A 16,811-nucleotide genomic window follows, 5' to 3' on the forward strand; every position below is an offset into this window, starting at 1 on the left:
GGGCTCCTTCATATCTTCAAGAAACGTGTGCTGCGCCACAATTGCTCAACGGTGCCCCGGAAGCCCGGGCGTGTCGCTCTTTATTGACGCCGTAACGGACATTGCGGACGACGGTGATCAAGCCCTTGATCACGGTCTTTGATCATTACGTCCGAATTGCCCCACGCCTACCATCGGTTGGGGTCGTTGGCCAAGCCCGGTTCTCATGGGTCTCTCATGGATGTGGCGGAGGTCACGGAACGGTCACCGGAAGGGCGGCGTCCGCGCACAGGAAGCTCGTGAACGCGTGCACGCGCCCCGGCCCGCGTCCACATCCCGCCCGGGACCTACCTCTGATGTGTGAACGCGGCCCTCTATCAGGCCCCGCCGTCCAACACCAATTTGCATGCGCCGGAAGTCTCTTGATATGGAGACGCCCCCTCCGGCCTGCGATGACCGGCAAGAATGTCACTTCTGGTGATCAACTGAACGCTTCGCGTATGAAGATCACTCATCATCCGACTTCATGATCGTTCGTCAGGTGGTGGAGATCACAAAGCTCGTGGAATACCCCGTGTCGCAGATCACAGAGCGGCGGGCATAAGATGCGAGGCAGTTGGGCTTGTGACCTGCTTCACATGTTCTCGATCTTCGCCCGGGACCAGCGGGGTTCGTGGGGCCGGTGAGGCGGATGTGAGCCCAGTGCAACCGCCAGCAGTCAGTGCCGACTGAGAGGAGCGAGGAGCGGTGAACGCGTATGCGCCCATCCTCGTACTGGGAGCCCTCGGGGCAGGCTTTGCGATCTTCTCCGTGGTCATGGCCACGCTGATCGGTCCGAAGCGGTACAACCGCGCCAAGCTCGAGGCCTACGAGTGCGGTATCGAGCCGACCCCCACGCCGGCCGGCGGCGGGCGCTTCCCCATCAAGTACTACCTGACGGCGATGCTCTTCATCGTCTTCGACATCGAGATCGTCTTCCTCTACCCCTGGGCCGTCACCTTCGACGCCCTGGGGATCTTCGGGCTCGTGGAGATGCTGCTCTTCGTGCTCACCGTCTTCGTCGCGTACGCGTACGTATGGCGGCGCGGCGGCCTGGAATGGGACTGAGGGGCCTTTAACGACATGGGACTCGAAGAAAAGCTGCCGAGCGGCTTCCTGCTGACCACCGTCGAGCAGGCCGCGGGCTGGGTGCGCAAGGCGTCCGTCTTCCCCGCGACCTTCGGCCTCGCCTGCTGCGCCATCGAGATGATGACCACCGGCGCCGGCCGGTACGACCTGGCGCGCTTCGGCATGGAGGTCTTCCGTGGCTCGCCGCGCCAGGCGGACCTGATGATCGTCGCCGGCCGGGTCAGCCAGAAGATGGCGCCCGTCCTCAGGCAGGTCTACGACCAGATGCCCAACCCGAAATGGGTGATCTCCATGGGTGTCTGTGCCTCCTCCGGCGGCATGTTCAACAACTACGCCATCGTCCAGGGCGTCGACCACATCGTCCCGGTCGACATCTACCTCCCCGGCTGTCCGCCCCGCCCCGAGATGCTGATGGACGCGATCCTCAAGCTCCACCAGAAGATCCAGTCCTCCAAGCTCGGCGTCAACGCCGAGGAAGCGGCCCGCGAGGCGGAGGAGGCGGCGCTCAAGGCCCTGCCCACGATCGAGATGAAGGGGCTGCTGCGGTGAGCGACGCGAACGGCACCAACGGCGCGAACGGGGTGAACGGCTCCGCGAACGGGGTGAACCCCGAGAAGGACCTCGCCGCCTCGAACCTGCCCGGTCAGCGCGGCCAGGGGGGCGAGGAGATCCGAGTCCAGCGCGGCATGTTCGGCGCCAACAACGGCGGCGACACCTCCGGCTACGGCGGCCTGGTCCGCTCGGTCCGGCTCCCGGGACCGGCGACCCGCCCCTACGGCGGCTGGTTCGACGAGGTCGCGGACGAGCTGGAGGGCGCCCTGGAGGAACAGGGACTCCTCCCCGACAACGCCATCGAGAGGACGGTCGTCGACCGCGGCGAGCTGACCTTCCACATCGAGCGCGAGTACCTGCTCCGCGTCGCCCGCACCCTGCGCGACGACCCGGCCCTGCGCTTCGAACTGTGCACCGGCGTCAGCGGCGTCCACTACCTGCACGACAAGGGCCGCGAGCTGCACGCCGTCTACCACCTGCGCTCGCTCACCCACAACCGGCTGATCCGCCTCGAAGTCAGCGCCCCCGACAGCGACCCGCACATCCCGTCGCTGGTCTCCGTCTATCCGACCAACGACTGGCACGAGCGCGAGACCTACGACTTCTTCGGGATCGTCTTCGACGGTCACCCGGCCCTGACCCGGATCATGATGCCGGACGACTGGCAGGGCCACCCGCAGCGCAAGGACTACCCCCTCGGCGGCATCCCCGTCGAGTACAAGGGCGCCCAGATCCCGGCTCCGGACCAGCGGAGGTCGTACTCGTGAGCACTTCCCAGGCTTCCCCTCGCGAGACCACCGAGGGCACCGTCTACACGGTCACCGGTGGCGACTGGGACGAGATCGTCCAGTCAGCGGCCCGCGCCGACGACGAACGCATCGTCGTCAACATGGGTCCCCAGCATCCGTCCACCCATGGGGTGCTCCGTCTGATCCTGGAGATCGAGGGCGAGACGGTCACCGAGGCCCGCTGCGGCATCGGCTATCTGCACACCGGCATCGAGAAGAACCTCGAGTTCCGCACGTGGACGCAGGGCACCACCTTCGTCACGCGCATGGACTACCTGACGTCCTTCTTCAACGAGACCGCCTACTGCCTCGCCGTCGAGAAGCTCCTCGGCGTCGAGGACGACATCACCGAGCGCACCAAGATCATCCGGGTACTCCTGATGGAGCTGAACCGGCTGTCCTCCCACCTGGTGTGCATCGCCACCGGTGGGATGGAGCTCGGCGCCACCACGATCATGATCTACGGATTCCGTGATCGTGAAATGATTCTCGACCTCTACGAGCTCATCACGGGCCTGCGGATGAACCACGCGTACATCCGTCCCGGCGGACTCGCCCAGGACCTGCCCCCGGGCGCGGTGGACCAGATCCGCGAGTTCGTGAAGAAGATGAAGAAGAACCTCCCGGAGTACGACAAGCTCGCCACCGGGAACCCCATCTTCAAGGCCCGCATGCAGGACATCGGCTACCTCGACCTGGCCGGCTGCATGGCCCTCGGCGCCACCGGCCCGATCCTGCGCTCCACCGGCCTGCCGCACGACCTGCGCAAGACCCAGCCGTACTGCGACTACGAGACGTACGACTTCGAGGTCCCCACCGCCGACAGCTGCGACGCCTACGGCCGCTTCCTGGTCCGCCTGGAGGAGATGCGCCAGTCGCTCGGGATCATCGAGCAGTGCCTGGACCGGCTCCAGCCCGGACCGGTCATGGTCGCCGACAAGAAGATCGCCTGGCCCGCCCAGCTCGCCCTGGGACCGGACGGGCTCGGCAACTCCCTCGACCACATCAAGAAGATCATGGGCACCTCCATGGAGGCCCTGATCCACCACTTCAAGCTCGTCACCGAGGGCTTCCGTGTCCCGCCGGGACAGGCGTACGCGGCCGTCGAGTCCCCCAAGGGGGAACTCGGCGTACACGTCGTCTCCGACGGCGGCACCCGCCCCTACCGGGTCCACTTCCGCGACCCGTCCTTCACCAACCTGCAGGCCATGGCGGCGATGTGCGAAGGCGGCCAGGTCGCCGACGTCATCGTCGCCGTCGCGTCCATCGACCCCGTGATGGGAGGCGTCGACCGGTGACCACCTCTTCTTCGGAGCGGGGCGTCAGCCTGGGCATGCCCGAACTGCCCGCGCCGGCGTACCCGGCCGACGTCCGGGCCCGGCTGGAGGCGGACGCGCGCGAGGTGATCGCGCGCTACCCGGACTCCCGGTCCGCCCTGCTGCCGCTGCTCCACCTCGTGCAGGCCGAGGAGGGCCACGTCACGCGCACCGGAATGCGGTTCTGCGCGGACATGCTCGACCTGACCACGGCCGAAGTCACCGCCGTCGCCACCTTCTACACCATGTACCGGCGCAAGGCCTCCGGTGACTACCAGGTGGGCGTGTGCACCAACACGCTGTGCGCGGTCATGGGCGGCGACGCGATCTTCGAGACCCTCCAGGAGCACCTGGGCGTCGGCAACGGCGAGACCACCGACGACGGCAAGGTCACCCTGGAGCACATCGAGTGCAACGCGGCCTGCGACTACGCGCCGGTCGTGATGGTCAACTGGGAGTTCTTCGACAACCAGACGCCCGGCAGCGCCAAGCGCCTGGTCGACGACCTGCGGGCGGACCGGCCCGTACAGCCCACGCGCGGGGCGCGGCTGTGCACCTTCAAGGAGACCGCGCGGATGCTGGCCGGCTTCCCCGACGAGCGGCCAGGGGCCGTCGAGGAGAGCGGCAGTGCGGGACCCGCTTCGCTGGTGGGCCTTCGCCTGGCAAGGGGAGAGGCCGCACCCGCGCGCGTGGTCCATCCGCGCGGAGGTCCACATGAGGACCCGCAGGACCGGGTGCACGAGCCGTCGCCGGCCGAGCACCTCAGTTCCCATGACGCGCCGCAGGAGACCTCGGCCTCCGACCCGGCTCACCCCGCAGGGCCTACCGCAGAGGAGGGGGAGTGATGACCGTGGCACCCGAACTCAAGGACTCGAGCCCCGAGAAGCTGCTCGCACCCGTGCTGTCGGCCTTCTGGGACGAGGACCGGTCCTGGAGCATGGACGTCTACCGGAGGCACGAGGGGTACGAGGGACTCCGCAAGGCGCTCGCCATGACGCCGGACGACGTGATCGCGTACGTCAAGGAGTCCGGACTGCGCGGGCGCGGCGGCGCGGGATTCCCGACCGGAATGAAGTGGCAGTTCATTCCTCAGGGTGATGGAAAACCGCACTATCTAGTTGTCAACGCCGACGAGTCGGAGCCGGGCACCTGCAAGGACATCCCGCTCCTCTTCGCGAACCCGCACAGCCTCATCGAGGGCATTGTGATCGCGTGCTATGCCATCAGGTCGTCGCATGCCTTCATCTATCTGCGTGGTGAAGTCGTCCCCGTTCTGCGGCGGTTGCACGAGGCCGTGCGCGAGGCCTACGCGGCGGGTTACCTCGGCGAGAACATCCTGGGCAGCGGACTCGACCTCGAACTCACCGTGCACGCGGGCGCCGGCGCGTACATCTGCGGTGAGGAGACCGCACTGCTCGACTCGCTCGAAGGCCGCCGTGGTCAACCGCGGCTCCGTCCCCCCTTCCCTGCGGTGGAAGGCCTCTACGCCTGTCCGACTGTTGTGAACAACGTCGAGTCGATCGCGTCGGTTCCCGCCATCATGAAAAACGGGAAAGACTGGTTCAGGTCGATGGGCAGCGAGAAGTCCCCGGGCTTCACGCTCTACTCCCTCAGCGGCCACGTCGCCAGCCCCGGACAGTACGAGGCCCCGCTCGGCATCACGCTCCGCCAGCTCCTCGACATGAGCGGTGGCATGCGGACGGGCCACCGGCTCAAGTTCTGGACCCCGGGCGGCTCCTCGACACCGATGTTCACCGACGAGCACCTCGACGTACCCCTCGACTACGAGGGCGTCGGCGCCGCCGGCTCCATGCTCGGCACCAAGGCGCTGCAGTGCTTCGACGAGACGACCTGCGTGGTGCGGGCGGTGACCCGCTGGACCGAGTTCTACGCCCACGAGTCCTGCGGCAAGTGCACCCCGTGCCGTGAAGGGACGTACTGGCTGGTGCAGTTGCTGCGCGACATCGAGGCCGGCAAGGGCGTCATGTCCGACCTCGACAAGCTGAACGACATCGCCGACAACATCAACGGCAAGTCCTTCTGCGCCCTCGGTGACGGCGCCGCATCCCCGATCTTCTCCTCGCTGAAGTACTTCCGCGAGGAGTACGAGCAGCACATCACGGGCCGGGGCTGCCCCTTCGACCCGGCCAAGTCGACGGCCTGGGCGGACCGCCCGGAGGTGAACGCATGACCGTGACCACCAGTGCTCCCGCGGGTGGCGGAGAGGCGGCGGTCCCGCCGGAAGACCTCGTCACGCTGACGATCGACGGCGTCGAGATCAGCGTGCCCAAGGGCACCCTCGTCATCCGCGCCGCCGAGCAGCTCGGCATCGAGATCCCGCGGTTCTGCGACCACCCCCTCCTGGACCCGGCCGGCGCCTGCAGGCAGTGCATCGTCGAGGTCGAGGGCCAGCGCAAGCCGATGGCGTCCTGCACCATCACCTGCACCGACGGCATGGTCGTCAAGTCCCATCTCACCTCGCCGGTCGCCGAGAAGGCCCAGCACGGCGTCATGGAACTGCTGCTCATCAACCACCCGCTGGACTGCCCGGTCTGCGACAAGGGCGGCGAGTGCCCGCTGCAGAACCAGGCCATGTCGCACGGCAACGCCGAGTCCCGCTTCGAGGGCCGCAAGCGGACCTACGAGAAGCCCGTCCCCATCTCCACGCAGGTGCTGCTCGACCGCGAGCGGTGCGTGCTGTGCGCCCGCTGCACCCGCTTCTCCAACCAGATCGCCGGCGACCCGATGATCGAGCTGGTGGAGCGGGGCGCGCTGCAGCAGGTCGGCACCGGCGAGGGCGACCCGTTCGAGTCGTACTTCTCCGGCAACACGATCCAGATCTGCCCGGTCGGGGCGCTCACCTCGGCGGCCTATCGTTTCCGCTCCCGCCCCTTCGACCTCATCTCCTCCCCCTCGGTCTGCGAGCACTGCTCCGGCGGCTGCGCCACCCGCACCGACCACCGACGCGGCAAGGTCATGCGGCGGCTGGCCGCCGACGACCCCGAGGTCAACGAGGAGTGGATCTGCGACAAGGGGCGCTTCGCGTTCCGGTACGCGCAGGTCAAGGACCGCCTCGACACCCCGCTCGTACGGAACGCGGACGGCGTCCTGGAGCCCAGCTCCTGGCCGGAGGCCCTGGAGGCCGCCGCGCGCGGCCTGACCGCCGCCCGCTCCCGGGCCGGCGTCCTCACCGGCGGCCGGCTGACCGTCGAGGACGCCTACGCCTACAGCAAGTTCGCGCGCGTGGCCCTCGACACCAACGACATCGACTTCCGCGCGCGCGTGCACAGCGGCGAGGAGGCCGACTTCCTGGCGTCCCGGATCGCCGGCCGCGGCCGTGACCTCGACGGTACGGGCGTCACGTACACCTCTTTGGAGAAGGCGCCCGCAGTCCTGCTGGTCGGCTTGGAGTCGGAGGAGGAGGCGCCCGGCGTCTTCCTGCGGCTGCGCAAGGCCTGGCGCAAGCACAAGCAGCGCGTGTTCGCGGTGGCCACGCACGCCACCCGGGGCCTGGAGAAGGCGGGCGGCACGCTGCTGCCGGCCGCTCCCGGCACCGAGACCGAGTGGTTGGACGCCCTCGCGAGCGGCGTCGGCCTGGAGGAGCCCGGCACGCTCGCCGCCGAGGCCCTGCGCGCCGAGGGCGCGGTCATCGTCGTCGGTGAGCGGCTCGCCTCGGTCGCCGGTGGTCTCACCGCCGCCGTACGCGCCGCCGCGGCGACCGGCGCCCAGCTGGTGTGGATCCCGCGCCGGGCCGGTGAGCGCGGGGCGATCGAAGCGGGTGCGCTGCCCTCGCTGCTGCCGGGCGGCCGCCCGGCGACCGACCCGCGCGCGCGGGAGGAGGTCGCCGCCGCCTGGGGGCTCGCCGAACTCCCGCTGCGCTACGGCCGCGACACCCACCAGATCATCGAGGCCGCCGCCCGTGGAGAACTGTCGGCGCTGGTGGTCGCAGGCGTGGAGGTCGCCGACCTGCCCAACCCGGCACGCGCGCGTGAGGCGCTGGACAGCGTCGGCTTCCTGGTGTCGCTGGAGCTGCGGCCCAGCGAGGTCACCGAGCACGCCGACGTCGTCCTGCCGGTCGCCGCGGTCGCCGAGAAGGCAGGCACCTTCCTCAACTGGGAAGGCCGGGTGCGCTTCTTCGACGCCGCGCTCAAGCCCGACCAGATGACCCGCCGCCTCGCCCCGACCGACGCGCGGGTGCTGCAGATGCTGGCCGACGCCATGGACGTCCACCTGGGTCTGCCGGATCTGCGCACCACGCGCGCGGAGATCGACCGGCTCGGCCCCTGGGACGGCCCACGCGCCTCCGAGCCCATGGAGACGGCGGGCGCGCTGCCCCGCCCGGCCGCCGGCGAGGCCGTACTGGCCGGGCACCGGCTGCTGCTCGACCAGGGCGCCCTGCAGGACGGCGACGAAGCCCTCGCCGGGACCCGGCACGCCGCGCACGCGCGTGTGTCCGCCGCGACGGCCGCCGAGGCCGGCGTGCAGGATGGCGGCGTCCTCGCCGTCACCGGTTCCGCCGGCACCGTCGAACTGCCCCTGAGGATCACCGAGATGCCCGACCGGGTGGTCTGGCTCCCGCTGAACTCCGTGGGCGCCGGCGTCGCCTCCGACACCGGGGCGCACCCCGGCTCCCTCGTCCGCATCGGCCCGGCGGCACTCGCCGAAGGGGCCCCCAAGGAGGTGGAGGCATGAGCACGTACCTCGCCGCTGAAGACCTCTCGATGTTCGGCCGCGACCCCTGGTGGCTGGTCGTCGTCAAGGCCGTCTTCTGCTTCGCCTTCCTGATGGTGACCGTGCTGTTCTCCATCGTCTGGGAGCGCAAGGTCGTCGCGTGGATGCAGCTGCGCATCGGCCCCAACCGGCACGGCCCCTGGGGCATGCTCCAGTCGCTGGCCGACGGCGTGAAGCTGATGCTCAAGGAAGACCTCATCGTCCGGCGCGCGGACAAGGTGGTGTACGTCCTCGCGCCGATCGTCGCGGCCATCCCGGCCTTCATGGCGATCGCGGTGATTCCCTTCGGGCCGGCCGACGACGAGATCTCGATCTTCGGTACGCGCACCACGATGCAACTGACCGACCTGCCGATCGCGATGCTCTACATCCTCGCGGTCGCCTCCGTCGGCATCTACGGCATCGTCCTCGCGGGTTGGAGTTCCGGATCCACCTACCCGCTCCTCGGCGGCCTGCGCTCCTGCGCGCAGATGATCTCCTACGAGATCGCCATGGGCGCCGCGTTCGCCTCCGTGTTCCTCTACTCGGGGTCGATGTCCACGTCGACCATCGTCGAGCAGCAGCACGACCGCTGGTACATCCTGCTGCTGCCGGTCTCCTTCATCCTCTACATCGTCACGATGGTCGGCGAGACCAACCGCGCGCCCTTCGACATGCCGGAGTCCGAGGGCGACCTGGTCGGCGGCTTCAACACCGAGTACTCGTCCATCAAGTTCGCGATGTTCATGCTCGCCGAATACGTGAACATGGTGACGGTCTCGGCCGTCTCCACCACCTTGTTCCTCGGCGGCTGGCGCGCCCCCTGGCCGATCAGCTCCTTCTGGGAGGGCGCGAACCACGGCTGGTGGCCGCTGCTCTGGTTCGTGATCAAGGTTCAGCTGCTGCTCTTCTTCTTCATCTGGCTGCGCGGCACACTGCCCCGCGTCCGCTACGACCAGCTGATGAAGCTCGGCTGGAAGGTCCTCATCCCGGTCTCGGTGACCTGGCTGATGCTGGTCGCGACCGTACGGGCCCTGCGCAACGAGCACTACGACTTCGCCGACATCGCCCTCTACGTCGGCGGTGGAGTCCTCGCCCTGCTGCTGGTCTCCTTCCTCGTCGACATGTTCCGCGAGAAGGCGAAGACGGCGGAACAGCCGGCCGCCGAACAGCCCGGGTTCGACCCGATGGCCGGTGGGTTCCCGGTACCGCCGCTGCCGGGCCAGGAGCTGCCACCGGTGCCGAGGCGCCGCTCGCACCGCGAGCGGGAGCTGATTGTCAGTGGCGGGACGGACACTGTCAGTGACGGATCTACGGATGGAAAGGAGGCGTCCGATGGCTGAGGAGCCCAAGGAGACCAAGCCCGGTTTCCAGAACCCCGTGGCCGGCTTCGGCGTGACCTTCAAGGCCATGTTCAAGAAGCGGCTGACCGAGCAGTACCCGGAGCAGAAGAAGACCACGGCTCCGCGGTTCCACGGACGGCACCAGCTCAACCGCCATCCGGACGGCCTGGAGAAGTGCGTCGGCTGCGAGCTGTGCGCCTGGGCCTGCCCCGCCGACGCCATCTACGTGGAGGGCGCCGACAACACCGACGAGGAGCGCTACTCGCCGGGCGAGCGCTACGGCCGCGTCTACCAGATCAACTACGCCCGCTGCATCCTGTGCGGGCTGTGCATCGAGGCGTGCCCCACGCGCGCGCTGACGATGACGAACGAGTTCGAACTGGCCGACTCCAGCCGGGCCAACCTCATCTACACCAAGGAACAGCTCCTCGCCGGCCTCGAAGAGGGCATGGTCGACACGCCTCACGCGATCTTCCCCGGGACGGACGAACAGGACTACTACCGGGGCCTGGTGACCCAGGCCGCGCCCGGCACGGTCCGCCAGGTCGCCGCCTCCAAGGGCGAGGTCCCGCAGGAGGCCGCCTCCACCTTCGGCGAGGACGAGCCGGCCTCGGAGAAGGTGATCGGCCGATGACCGCACAGCACCTCGCCGCCTACACCACCTCCACGGGTGAGGCCTTCCAGTTCTGGGTCCTCGGCACGATCGCGGTGATCGGCGCCCTGTGCACCGTCTTCATGAAGAAGGCCGTGCACAGCGCGCTCTGCCTCGCCGGCACCATGATCGTTCTCGCGATCTTCTACCTCGCCAACGGCGCCTACTTCCTGGGAATCGTGCAGATCGTCGTCTACACGGGCGCGATCATGATGCTGTTCCTGTTCGTGGTGATGCTCGTCGGCGTGACGGCAGCGGACTCGCTGAAGGAGACCATCAAGGGCCAGCGCTGGCTGGCGCTTCTCTGCGGAGTCGGCTTCGGCGTCCTGCTGTTCGCCGGCATCGGCAACGCCTCCCTGAAGGAGTTCGCCGGCACCGGCCAGGCGAACGCGAACGGCAACGTGGAGGGCCTCGCCTCCCTCATCTTCACCAAGTACGTCTTCGCCTTCGAAATCACCGGCGCCCTGCTCATCACGGCCGCCGTCGGCGCCATGGTGCTCACTCACCGCGAGCGCACCGAGCGCGCCAGGACCCAGCGCGAGCTGTCCGAACAGCGCATCCGCGAGGGCGCCCACATCCCGCCGCTGCCCGCCCCCGGTGTCTACGCCCGGCACAACGCCGTCGACATCGCGGGCCTGCTGCCCGACGGCACCCCGTCCGAGCTGACCGTCAGCAAGACGCTGCGCGAGCGCGGCCAGATCCGTGACGTGTCCGCGGAGGCGCTCAACGACCTGCGGGCGCTGGAACAGCGCGCGGAGGAGCGCCTGGAGCGCACGGCGATCGAACCGGCCACGTTCAAGCGGCCCGAGGAGGCGTCGAAGTGAACCCGGTCAACTACCTCTACCTCGCCGCCCTGCTGTTCACGATCGGCGCGACCGGTGTCCTGATCCGGCGCAACGCCATCGTGCTCTTCATGTGCATCGAGCTGATGCTGAACGCCTGCAACCTCGCGTTCGTCACCTTCTCCCGGATGCACGGCAACCTCGACGGCCAGATCATCGCCTTCTTCACGATGGTCGTCGCCGCCGCGGAGGTCGTGGTGGGCCTCGCGATCATCGTGTCGCTGTTCCGCACCCGCCACTCGGCCTCGGTCGACGACGCCAGCCTGATGAAGCTGTAAGGGGTCGGAAGAATCGTGGAGAACCTGATCGCGCTGCTCATCGCGGCGCCCCTGCTCGGAGCGGCCGTCCTCCTGGTCGGCGGCCGGCGGCTCGATGCCGTCGGCCACTGGATCGGCACGCTGCTGTCGACCGCCTCCTTCGTGTTCGGTGTGATCCTCTTCGCCGACCTGCTCGGCAAGAACGCCGAACACCGCACGCTGACCCAGCACCTGTGGACGTGGATCTCGGTCGGCAGCTTCCAGGCGGACGTCACCTTCCGCCTCGACCAGCTGTCGATGACCTTCGTCCTGCTCATCACGGGCGTCGGCTCGCTGATCCACCTGTACTCGGTCGGGTACATGGAGCACGACGAGCGGCGTCGCCGCTTCTTCGGCTACCTGAACCTGTTCCTCGCGGCGATGCTGCTGCTCGTCCTCGCCGACAACTACCTGCTGCTGTACGTCGGCTGGGAGGGCGTCGGCCTCGCCTCGTACCTCCTGATCGGCTTCTGGCAGCACAAGCCCAGTGCCGCCACGGCCGCGAAGAAGGCCTTCCTGGTCAACCGCGTCGGCGACATGGGCCTGTCGATCGCGATCATGCTGATGTTCACCACCTTCGGCAGCTTCGCCTTCGGCCCGGTCCTCAGCCACGCCGGTGACGCCTCCGAGGGCAAGCTCACCGCGATCGGCCTGATGCTGCTGCTCGCCGCCTGCGGCAAGTCCGCCCAGGTGCCGCTGCAGTCCTGGCTCGGCGACGCCATGGAGGGCCCGACCCCGGTCTCGGCCCTGATCCACGCGGCGACGATGGTGACCGCGGGCGTGTACCTCATCGTCCGCTCCGGAGCCGTCTTCAACGCGGCCCCGGACGCCCAGCTCGCCGTCACCGTCGTCGGCGCGGTCACGCTCCTCTTCGGTGCGATCGTCGGTTGCGCGAAGGACGACATCAAGAAGGCGCTGGCCGGCTCGACCATGTCGCAGATCGGCTACATGGTGCTGGCGGCGGGCCTCGGCCCGATCGGCTACGTCTTCGCGATCATGCACCTGGTGACGCACGGCTTCTTCAAGGCCGGTCTGTTCCTCGGCGCCGGCTCGGTCATGCACGGCATGAACGACGAGGTGGACATGCGCCGCTACGGCGGCCTGCGCAAGTACATGCCGATCACCTTCATCACCTTCGGCCTCGGCTACCTCGCCATCATCGGTTTCCCGGGCCTGTCCGGCTTCTTCTCCAAGGACAAGATCATCGAGGCGGCGTTCGCCAAGGGCGGCACCGAAGGGTGGATCCTCGGTGGCGCGGCCCTGCTGGGTGCGGCCATCACTGCCTTCTACATGACGCGCGTGATGCTGATGACCTTCTTCGGAGAGGAGCGTTGGAAGAACCAACCCACTCGTTCCCCGGAGGCACCGAGCGCGGAGCCCGCCGCGGAGCACCGTGGCGAGCACGCCGAGCCCCACCCGCACGAGTCCCCGAAGGTCATGACGATCCCCATGATCGTGCTGGCCGTCGGCTCGGTCTGCGCCGGTGGCTTCTTCAGCATCGGCGACCGCTTCCTGCACTGGCTGGAGCCGGTCACCGGACACAGCGAGGGCAACTCGCCGATCGGCGCGGGGGTGGTCACGGGCGCGACCATGGTGTGCCTGGTCGTCGGCGTCGGCATCGCCTGGGCCCAGTACGGCCGCAAGCCCGTCCCGGCCGTCGCCCCGCGCGGCTCGCTGCTCACCCGCGCGGCCCGCCGCGACCTGCTCCAGGACGACTTCAACCACGTCGTCCTGGTACGCGGCGGCGAGCACCTCACGCGCTCCCTGGTCTACGTCGACCACACCCTGGTCGACGGTGTCGTCAACGGCACGGCGGCCGGCTTCGGCGGCCTGTCCGGGCGGCTGCGCCGGCTCCAGAACGGCTTCGCCCGCTCCTACGCGGTCTCGATGTTCGGCGGTGCGGCCCTCCTGGTCGCCGCGACCCTGCTGATGAGGGCGGTCTGATACCGATGTCCTTTCCTCTGCTGACAGCGACGGCGGCACTCCCGGCCGTGGGCGCCGTCGCCACGGCCGCCGTACCGGCCGCCCGGCGCACCGCCGCCAAATGGCTGGCGCTCGTCGTCTCCCTCGCCACGCTCGCCCTGGCGATCACCGTGCTGGTCCGCTTCGACCCGGACGGTGCCCGCTACCAGCTCACCGAGTCCCGCGCCTGGATCGCGGACTTCGGGGTGCGGTACGAACTGGGCGTCGACGGCATCGCGGTGGCGCTGATCGCGCTGACCGCCCTGCTGATCCCGTTCATCATCCTCGCCGGCTGGCACGACGCCGACCCGCTGGAGACCGGAAGCCGCCGCTGGCGTCCCACCCAGGGCTTCTTCGCGCTGATCCTGGCCGTCGAGGCGATGGTGCTGATCTCCTTCGAGGCCACCGACGTCTTCGTCTTCTACATCTTCTTCGAAGCCATGCTGATTCCGATGTACTTCCTCATCGGCGGCTTCGGGGACCACGCCCACGCACAGGGCGAGGAGGCGGCGTCGACGCAGCGGTCGTACGCGGCGGTGAAGTTCCTGCTGTACAACCTGGTCGGCGGTCTGATCATGCTGGCCGCGGTGATCGGCCTCTACGTGGTCGCCGGGAACTTCAGCCTCCAGGAGATCGCCCAGGCCCGTGCGAACGGCTCGCTGCACATGGCGACGAGCACCGAACGCTGGCTGTTCCTCGGCTTCTTCTTCGCCTTCGCGGTGAAGGCGCCGCTGTGGCCGCTGCACACGTGGCTGCCCAACGCCATGCAGGAGTCCACCGCTCCGGTCGCCGTCCTCATCACCGCGGTCGTCGACAAGGTGGGCACCTTCGCGATGCTCCGCTTCTGCCTCCAGCTGTTCCCGGAGGCCAGCAAGTGGGCGACGCCGGTCATCCTCGTCCTGGCGCTGATCAGCATCGTCTACGGCGCACTGCTCGCCGTCGGCCAGCGGGACATCAAGCGTCTGGTGGCGTACGCCTCGATCTCGCACTTCGGCTTCATCATCATGGGCATCTTCGCGATGACCAGCCAGGGCCAGTCCGGCGCGACCCTCTACATGGTCAACCACGGCATCTCCACGGCCGCGCTGATGCTGGTCGCCGGCTTCCTGATCTCCCGGCGCGGCTCGCGGCTCATCGCCGACTACGGCGGTGTGCAGAAGGTCGCGCCGGTGCTCGCCGGCACCTTCCTGATCGGCGGTCTCGCCACCCTCTCGCTGCCGGGCCTCGCGCCGTTCGTGAGCGAGTTCCTGGTCCTGGTCGGCACGTTCACTCGCTACCCCGCGATCGGCATCATCGCCACCTTCGGCATCGTCCTCGCCGCGCTGTACGTCCTCGTCCTGTACCAGCGGACGATGACGGGTCCGGTGAAGCCCGAAGTGTCGGCGATGCCCGACCTGCGCGTGCGTGAGCTCGTGGTCGTCGCCCCGCTGATCGTGCTGTTGATCTTCCTGGGCGTCTACCCGAAGCCCGTCACGGACATCGTCAACCCGTCGGTCAAGCAGACCATGTCCGACGTACACAAGAGCGACCCCAAGCCCTCGGTGGAGGCGGCCAAGTGAGCACAACAGCCGTCCACAGCCTGTGGACAACCGCGGCCGATCCGATCTCGAAGATCCCGGCACCGAAGATCGAATACGGACAATTGTCGCCGACACTGATCGTCGTCGGTGCCGCGCTGGTCGGGGTGCTCATCGAGGCGTTCGTCCCGCGCAAGTCCCGCTACTACGCGCAGGTGTTCGTGTCGGCAGTGGCCCTGTGTGCCGCGTTCGCCGCGGTCGTCGCCCTCGCGGCCGACGGGTACGGCACCACGAAGGCGCACATCGCTGCCATGGGCGCGATCGCGGTCGACGGGCCGGCCCTCTTCCTGCAGGGCACGATCGTGCTGGCAGGTCTGGTGGGCCTGTTCACGTTCGCCGAGCGGCGCCTGGACCCGGCCGCACACGGCAACCGCGTCGACTCCTTCGCCGCACAGGCCGCCTCCGTGCCGGGCAGCGACAGCGAGCAGGCGGCGGTCAAGGCCGGTTTCACGACCACCGAGGTCTTCCCGCTCCTGCTGTTCGCCGTCGCCGGCATGCTGGTGTTCCCCTCGGCCAACGACCTGCTGACGCTCTTCGTGGCCCTGGAGGTCTTCTCCCTCCCGCTGTACCTGCTGTGCGCGCTGGCCCGCCGCAAGCGGCTGATGTCGCAGGAAGCCGCGGTCAAGTACTTCCTGCTGGGCGCGTTCGCCTCCGCGTTCACGCTGTTCGGCATCGCCCTGCTGTACGGCTACGCGGGCTCGGTGTCGTACGCGCGCATCGCGCAGGTCGTCGACGGCACCGTCACCAACGTCGACCCGGCGCTGGCGAACACCATGGGCAACGACGCACTGCTGCTGATCGGCGCCGCGATGATCGTGATGGGCCTGCTGTTCAAGGTGGCCGCGGTGCCGTTCCATATGTGGACGCCCGACGTCTACCAGGGTGCACCCACCCCGGTGACCGGCTTCATGGCGGCGGCGACGAAGGTAGCGGCGTTCGGGGCGCTGCTGCGGCTGCTGTACGTCGTCCTGCCGGGCATGCGCTGGGACTGGCGGCCCGTGATGTGGGCGGTGGCGATCATCACCATGCTGGGCGGTGCGATCGTCGCGATCACGCAGACCGACATCAAGCGACTGCTGGCGTACTCGTCCATCGCGCACGCCGGATTCATCCTCGCGGGTGTCATCGCCACCTCGAAGGACGGGGTCTCCTCGGTCCTCTTCTACCTGGCCGGGTACTCGTTCGTGACGATCGGCGCTTTCGCGGTGGTCACGCTGGTCCGCGACGCGGGCGGCGAGGCGACCCACCTGTCCAAGTGGGCGGGGCTGGGCCGTCGTTCCCCGCTGGTGGCGGCCGTGTTCGCGGTGTTCCTGCTGGCCTTCGCCGGTATCCCGCTGACCTCCGGTTTCGCCGGGAAGTTCGCCGTGTTCAAGGCGGCGGCGGACGGCGGTGCGGTCCCGCTGGTCGTCATCGGTGTGATCTCCTCGGCGATCGCCGCTTTCTTCTACATCCGCGTGATCGTGCTGATGTTCTTCAGCGAGCCGAGGCCCGAGGGCCCGACCGTGGCCGTGCCGTCACCGATGACGATGATCGCCATCGGCATGGGCGTGGCGGTGACGGTGGTGCTCGGTGTGGCGCCCCAGTACTTCCTGGACCTGGCGAGCCAGGCGGGGGTGTTCGTGCGCTGACGCGACCGAGTACGCAGCGGCCCGGCACCTCTGGGTGC

General features: G+C 68.6%; 14 protein-coding genes. All 14 read left to right on the forward strand.

Translation table 11 applies throughout. The features are described 5' to 3' along the window. The first annotated feature begins 726 nt into the window (after positions 1-726). Genes ACIHEJ_RS34180 through nuoN form a run of 14 tightly spaced genes read left to right on the forward strand, consistent with a single transcriptional unit; the run spans position 727 to position 16,773 of the window. The gene (locus ACIHEJ_RS34180) at positions 727-1,086 is read left to right on the forward strand and encodes an NADH-quinone oxidoreductase subunit A (RefSeq protein ID WP_003992243.1); all 360 of its coding nucleotides are present in this window, start codon (positions 727-729) and stop codon (positions 1,084-1,086) included. A 15-nt stretch (positions 1,087-1,101) separates the two neighbouring features. Then, positions 1,102-1,656, forward strand: a complete 555-nt coding sequence (locus tag ACIHEJ_RS34185; protein ID WP_007383964.1) for an NADH-quinone oxidoreductase subunit B family protein — start codon at positions 1,102-1,104, stop codon at positions 1,654-1,656. Then, positions 1,653-2,426, forward strand: a complete 774-nt coding sequence (locus tag ACIHEJ_RS34190) for an NADH-quinone oxidoreductase subunit C (protein ID WP_400141444.1) — start codon at positions 1,653-1,655, stop codon at positions 2,424-2,426. The genes ACIHEJ_RS34185 and ACIHEJ_RS34190 overlap by 4 nt, the downstream gene beginning before the upstream one ends. Next, positions 2,423-3,745: an NADH-quinone oxidoreductase subunit D gene (locus ACIHEJ_RS34195; protein WP_400141446.1), complete on the forward strand. Its 1,323-nt coding sequence runs from the start codon at positions 2,423-2,425 to the stop codon at positions 3,743-3,745. The genes ACIHEJ_RS34190 and ACIHEJ_RS34195 overlap by 4 nt, the downstream gene beginning before the upstream one ends. Beyond that, positions 3,742-4,608 carry an NADH-quinone oxidoreductase subunit NuoE gene (gene nuoE / locus ACIHEJ_RS34200; RefSeq protein ID WP_400141447.1) on the forward strand — a complete coding sequence of 289 codons (867 nt, stop codon included), beginning with the start codon at positions 3,742-3,744 and terminating at the stop codon, positions 4,606-4,608. The genes ACIHEJ_RS34195 and nuoE overlap by 4 nt, the downstream gene beginning before the upstream one ends. Beyond that, positions 4,605-5,954, forward strand: a complete 1,350-nt coding sequence (gene nuoF, locus ACIHEJ_RS34205; RefSeq protein WP_400141449.1) for an NADH-quinone oxidoreductase subunit NuoF — start codon at positions 4,605-4,607, stop codon at positions 5,952-5,954. Before nuoE ends, nuoF begins: the two co-directional genes overlap by 4 nt. Further along, positions 5,951-8,455, forward strand: coding sequence for an NADH-quinone oxidoreductase subunit G (locus ACIHEJ_RS34210; RefSeq protein WP_400141451.1), 2,505 nt, complete (start codon positions 5,951-5,953; stop codon positions 8,453-8,455). The genes nuoF and ACIHEJ_RS34210 overlap by 4 nt, the downstream gene beginning before the upstream one ends. Continuing rightward, complete coding sequence (gene nuoH / locus ACIHEJ_RS34215; protein ID WP_400141452.1) at positions 8,452-9,816, forward strand: NADH-quinone oxidoreductase subunit NuoH; 1,365 nt, start codon at positions 8,452-8,454, stop codon at positions 9,814-9,816. The genes ACIHEJ_RS34210 and nuoH overlap by 4 nt, the downstream gene beginning before the upstream one ends. Beyond that, the gene (gene nuoI / locus ACIHEJ_RS34220; RefSeq protein ID WP_400141453.1) at positions 9,809-10,450 is read left to right on the forward strand and encodes an NADH-quinone oxidoreductase subunit NuoI; all 642 of its coding nucleotides are present in this window, start codon (positions 9,809-9,811) and stop codon (positions 10,448-10,450) included. Before nuoH ends, nuoI begins: the two co-directional genes overlap by 8 nt. Next, entirely contained in the window at positions 10,447-11,292 is an 846-nt protein-coding gene (locus ACIHEJ_RS34225) for an NADH-quinone oxidoreductase subunit J (protein ID WP_400141455.1), read from the forward strand. Before nuoI ends, ACIHEJ_RS34225 begins: the two co-directional genes overlap by 4 nt. Next, the gene (nuoK, locus tag ACIHEJ_RS34230) at positions 11,289-11,588 is read left to right on the forward strand and encodes an NADH-quinone oxidoreductase subunit NuoK (RefSeq protein ID WP_039651090.1); all 300 of its coding nucleotides are present in this window, start codon (positions 11,289-11,291) and stop codon (positions 11,586-11,588) included. Before ACIHEJ_RS34225 ends, nuoK begins: the two co-directional genes overlap by 4 nt. A 15-nt stretch (positions 11,589-11,603) precedes the next feature. Then, a complete protein-coding gene (gene nuoL / locus ACIHEJ_RS34235) occupies positions 11,604-13,550 on the forward strand; it encodes an NADH-quinone oxidoreductase subunit L (protein WP_400141457.1) in 1,947 nt (648 codons plus the stop codon). 5 nt (positions 13,551-13,555) lie between these two features. Beyond that, on the forward strand, positions 13,556-15,127 hold the full coding sequence (locus ACIHEJ_RS34240; RefSeq protein ID WP_400141459.1) for an NADH-quinone oxidoreductase subunit M: 1,572 nt from the start codon (positions 13,556-13,558) through the stop codon (positions 15,125-15,127). Then, positions 15,124-16,773: an NADH-quinone oxidoreductase subunit NuoN gene (nuoN, locus tag ACIHEJ_RS34245; protein ID WP_400141461.1), complete on the forward strand. Its 1,650-nt coding sequence runs from the start codon at positions 15,124-15,126 to the stop codon at positions 16,771-16,773. The genes ACIHEJ_RS34240 and nuoN overlap by 4 nt, the downstream gene beginning before the upstream one ends. Positions 16,774-16,811 lie beyond the last annotated feature (38 nt).

It is taken from the genome of Streptomyces sp. NPDC052301 (assembly GCF_044593395.1).
Classification (GTDB): Bacteria; Actinomycetota; Actinomycetes; order Streptomycetales; family Streptomycetaceae; genus Streptomyces.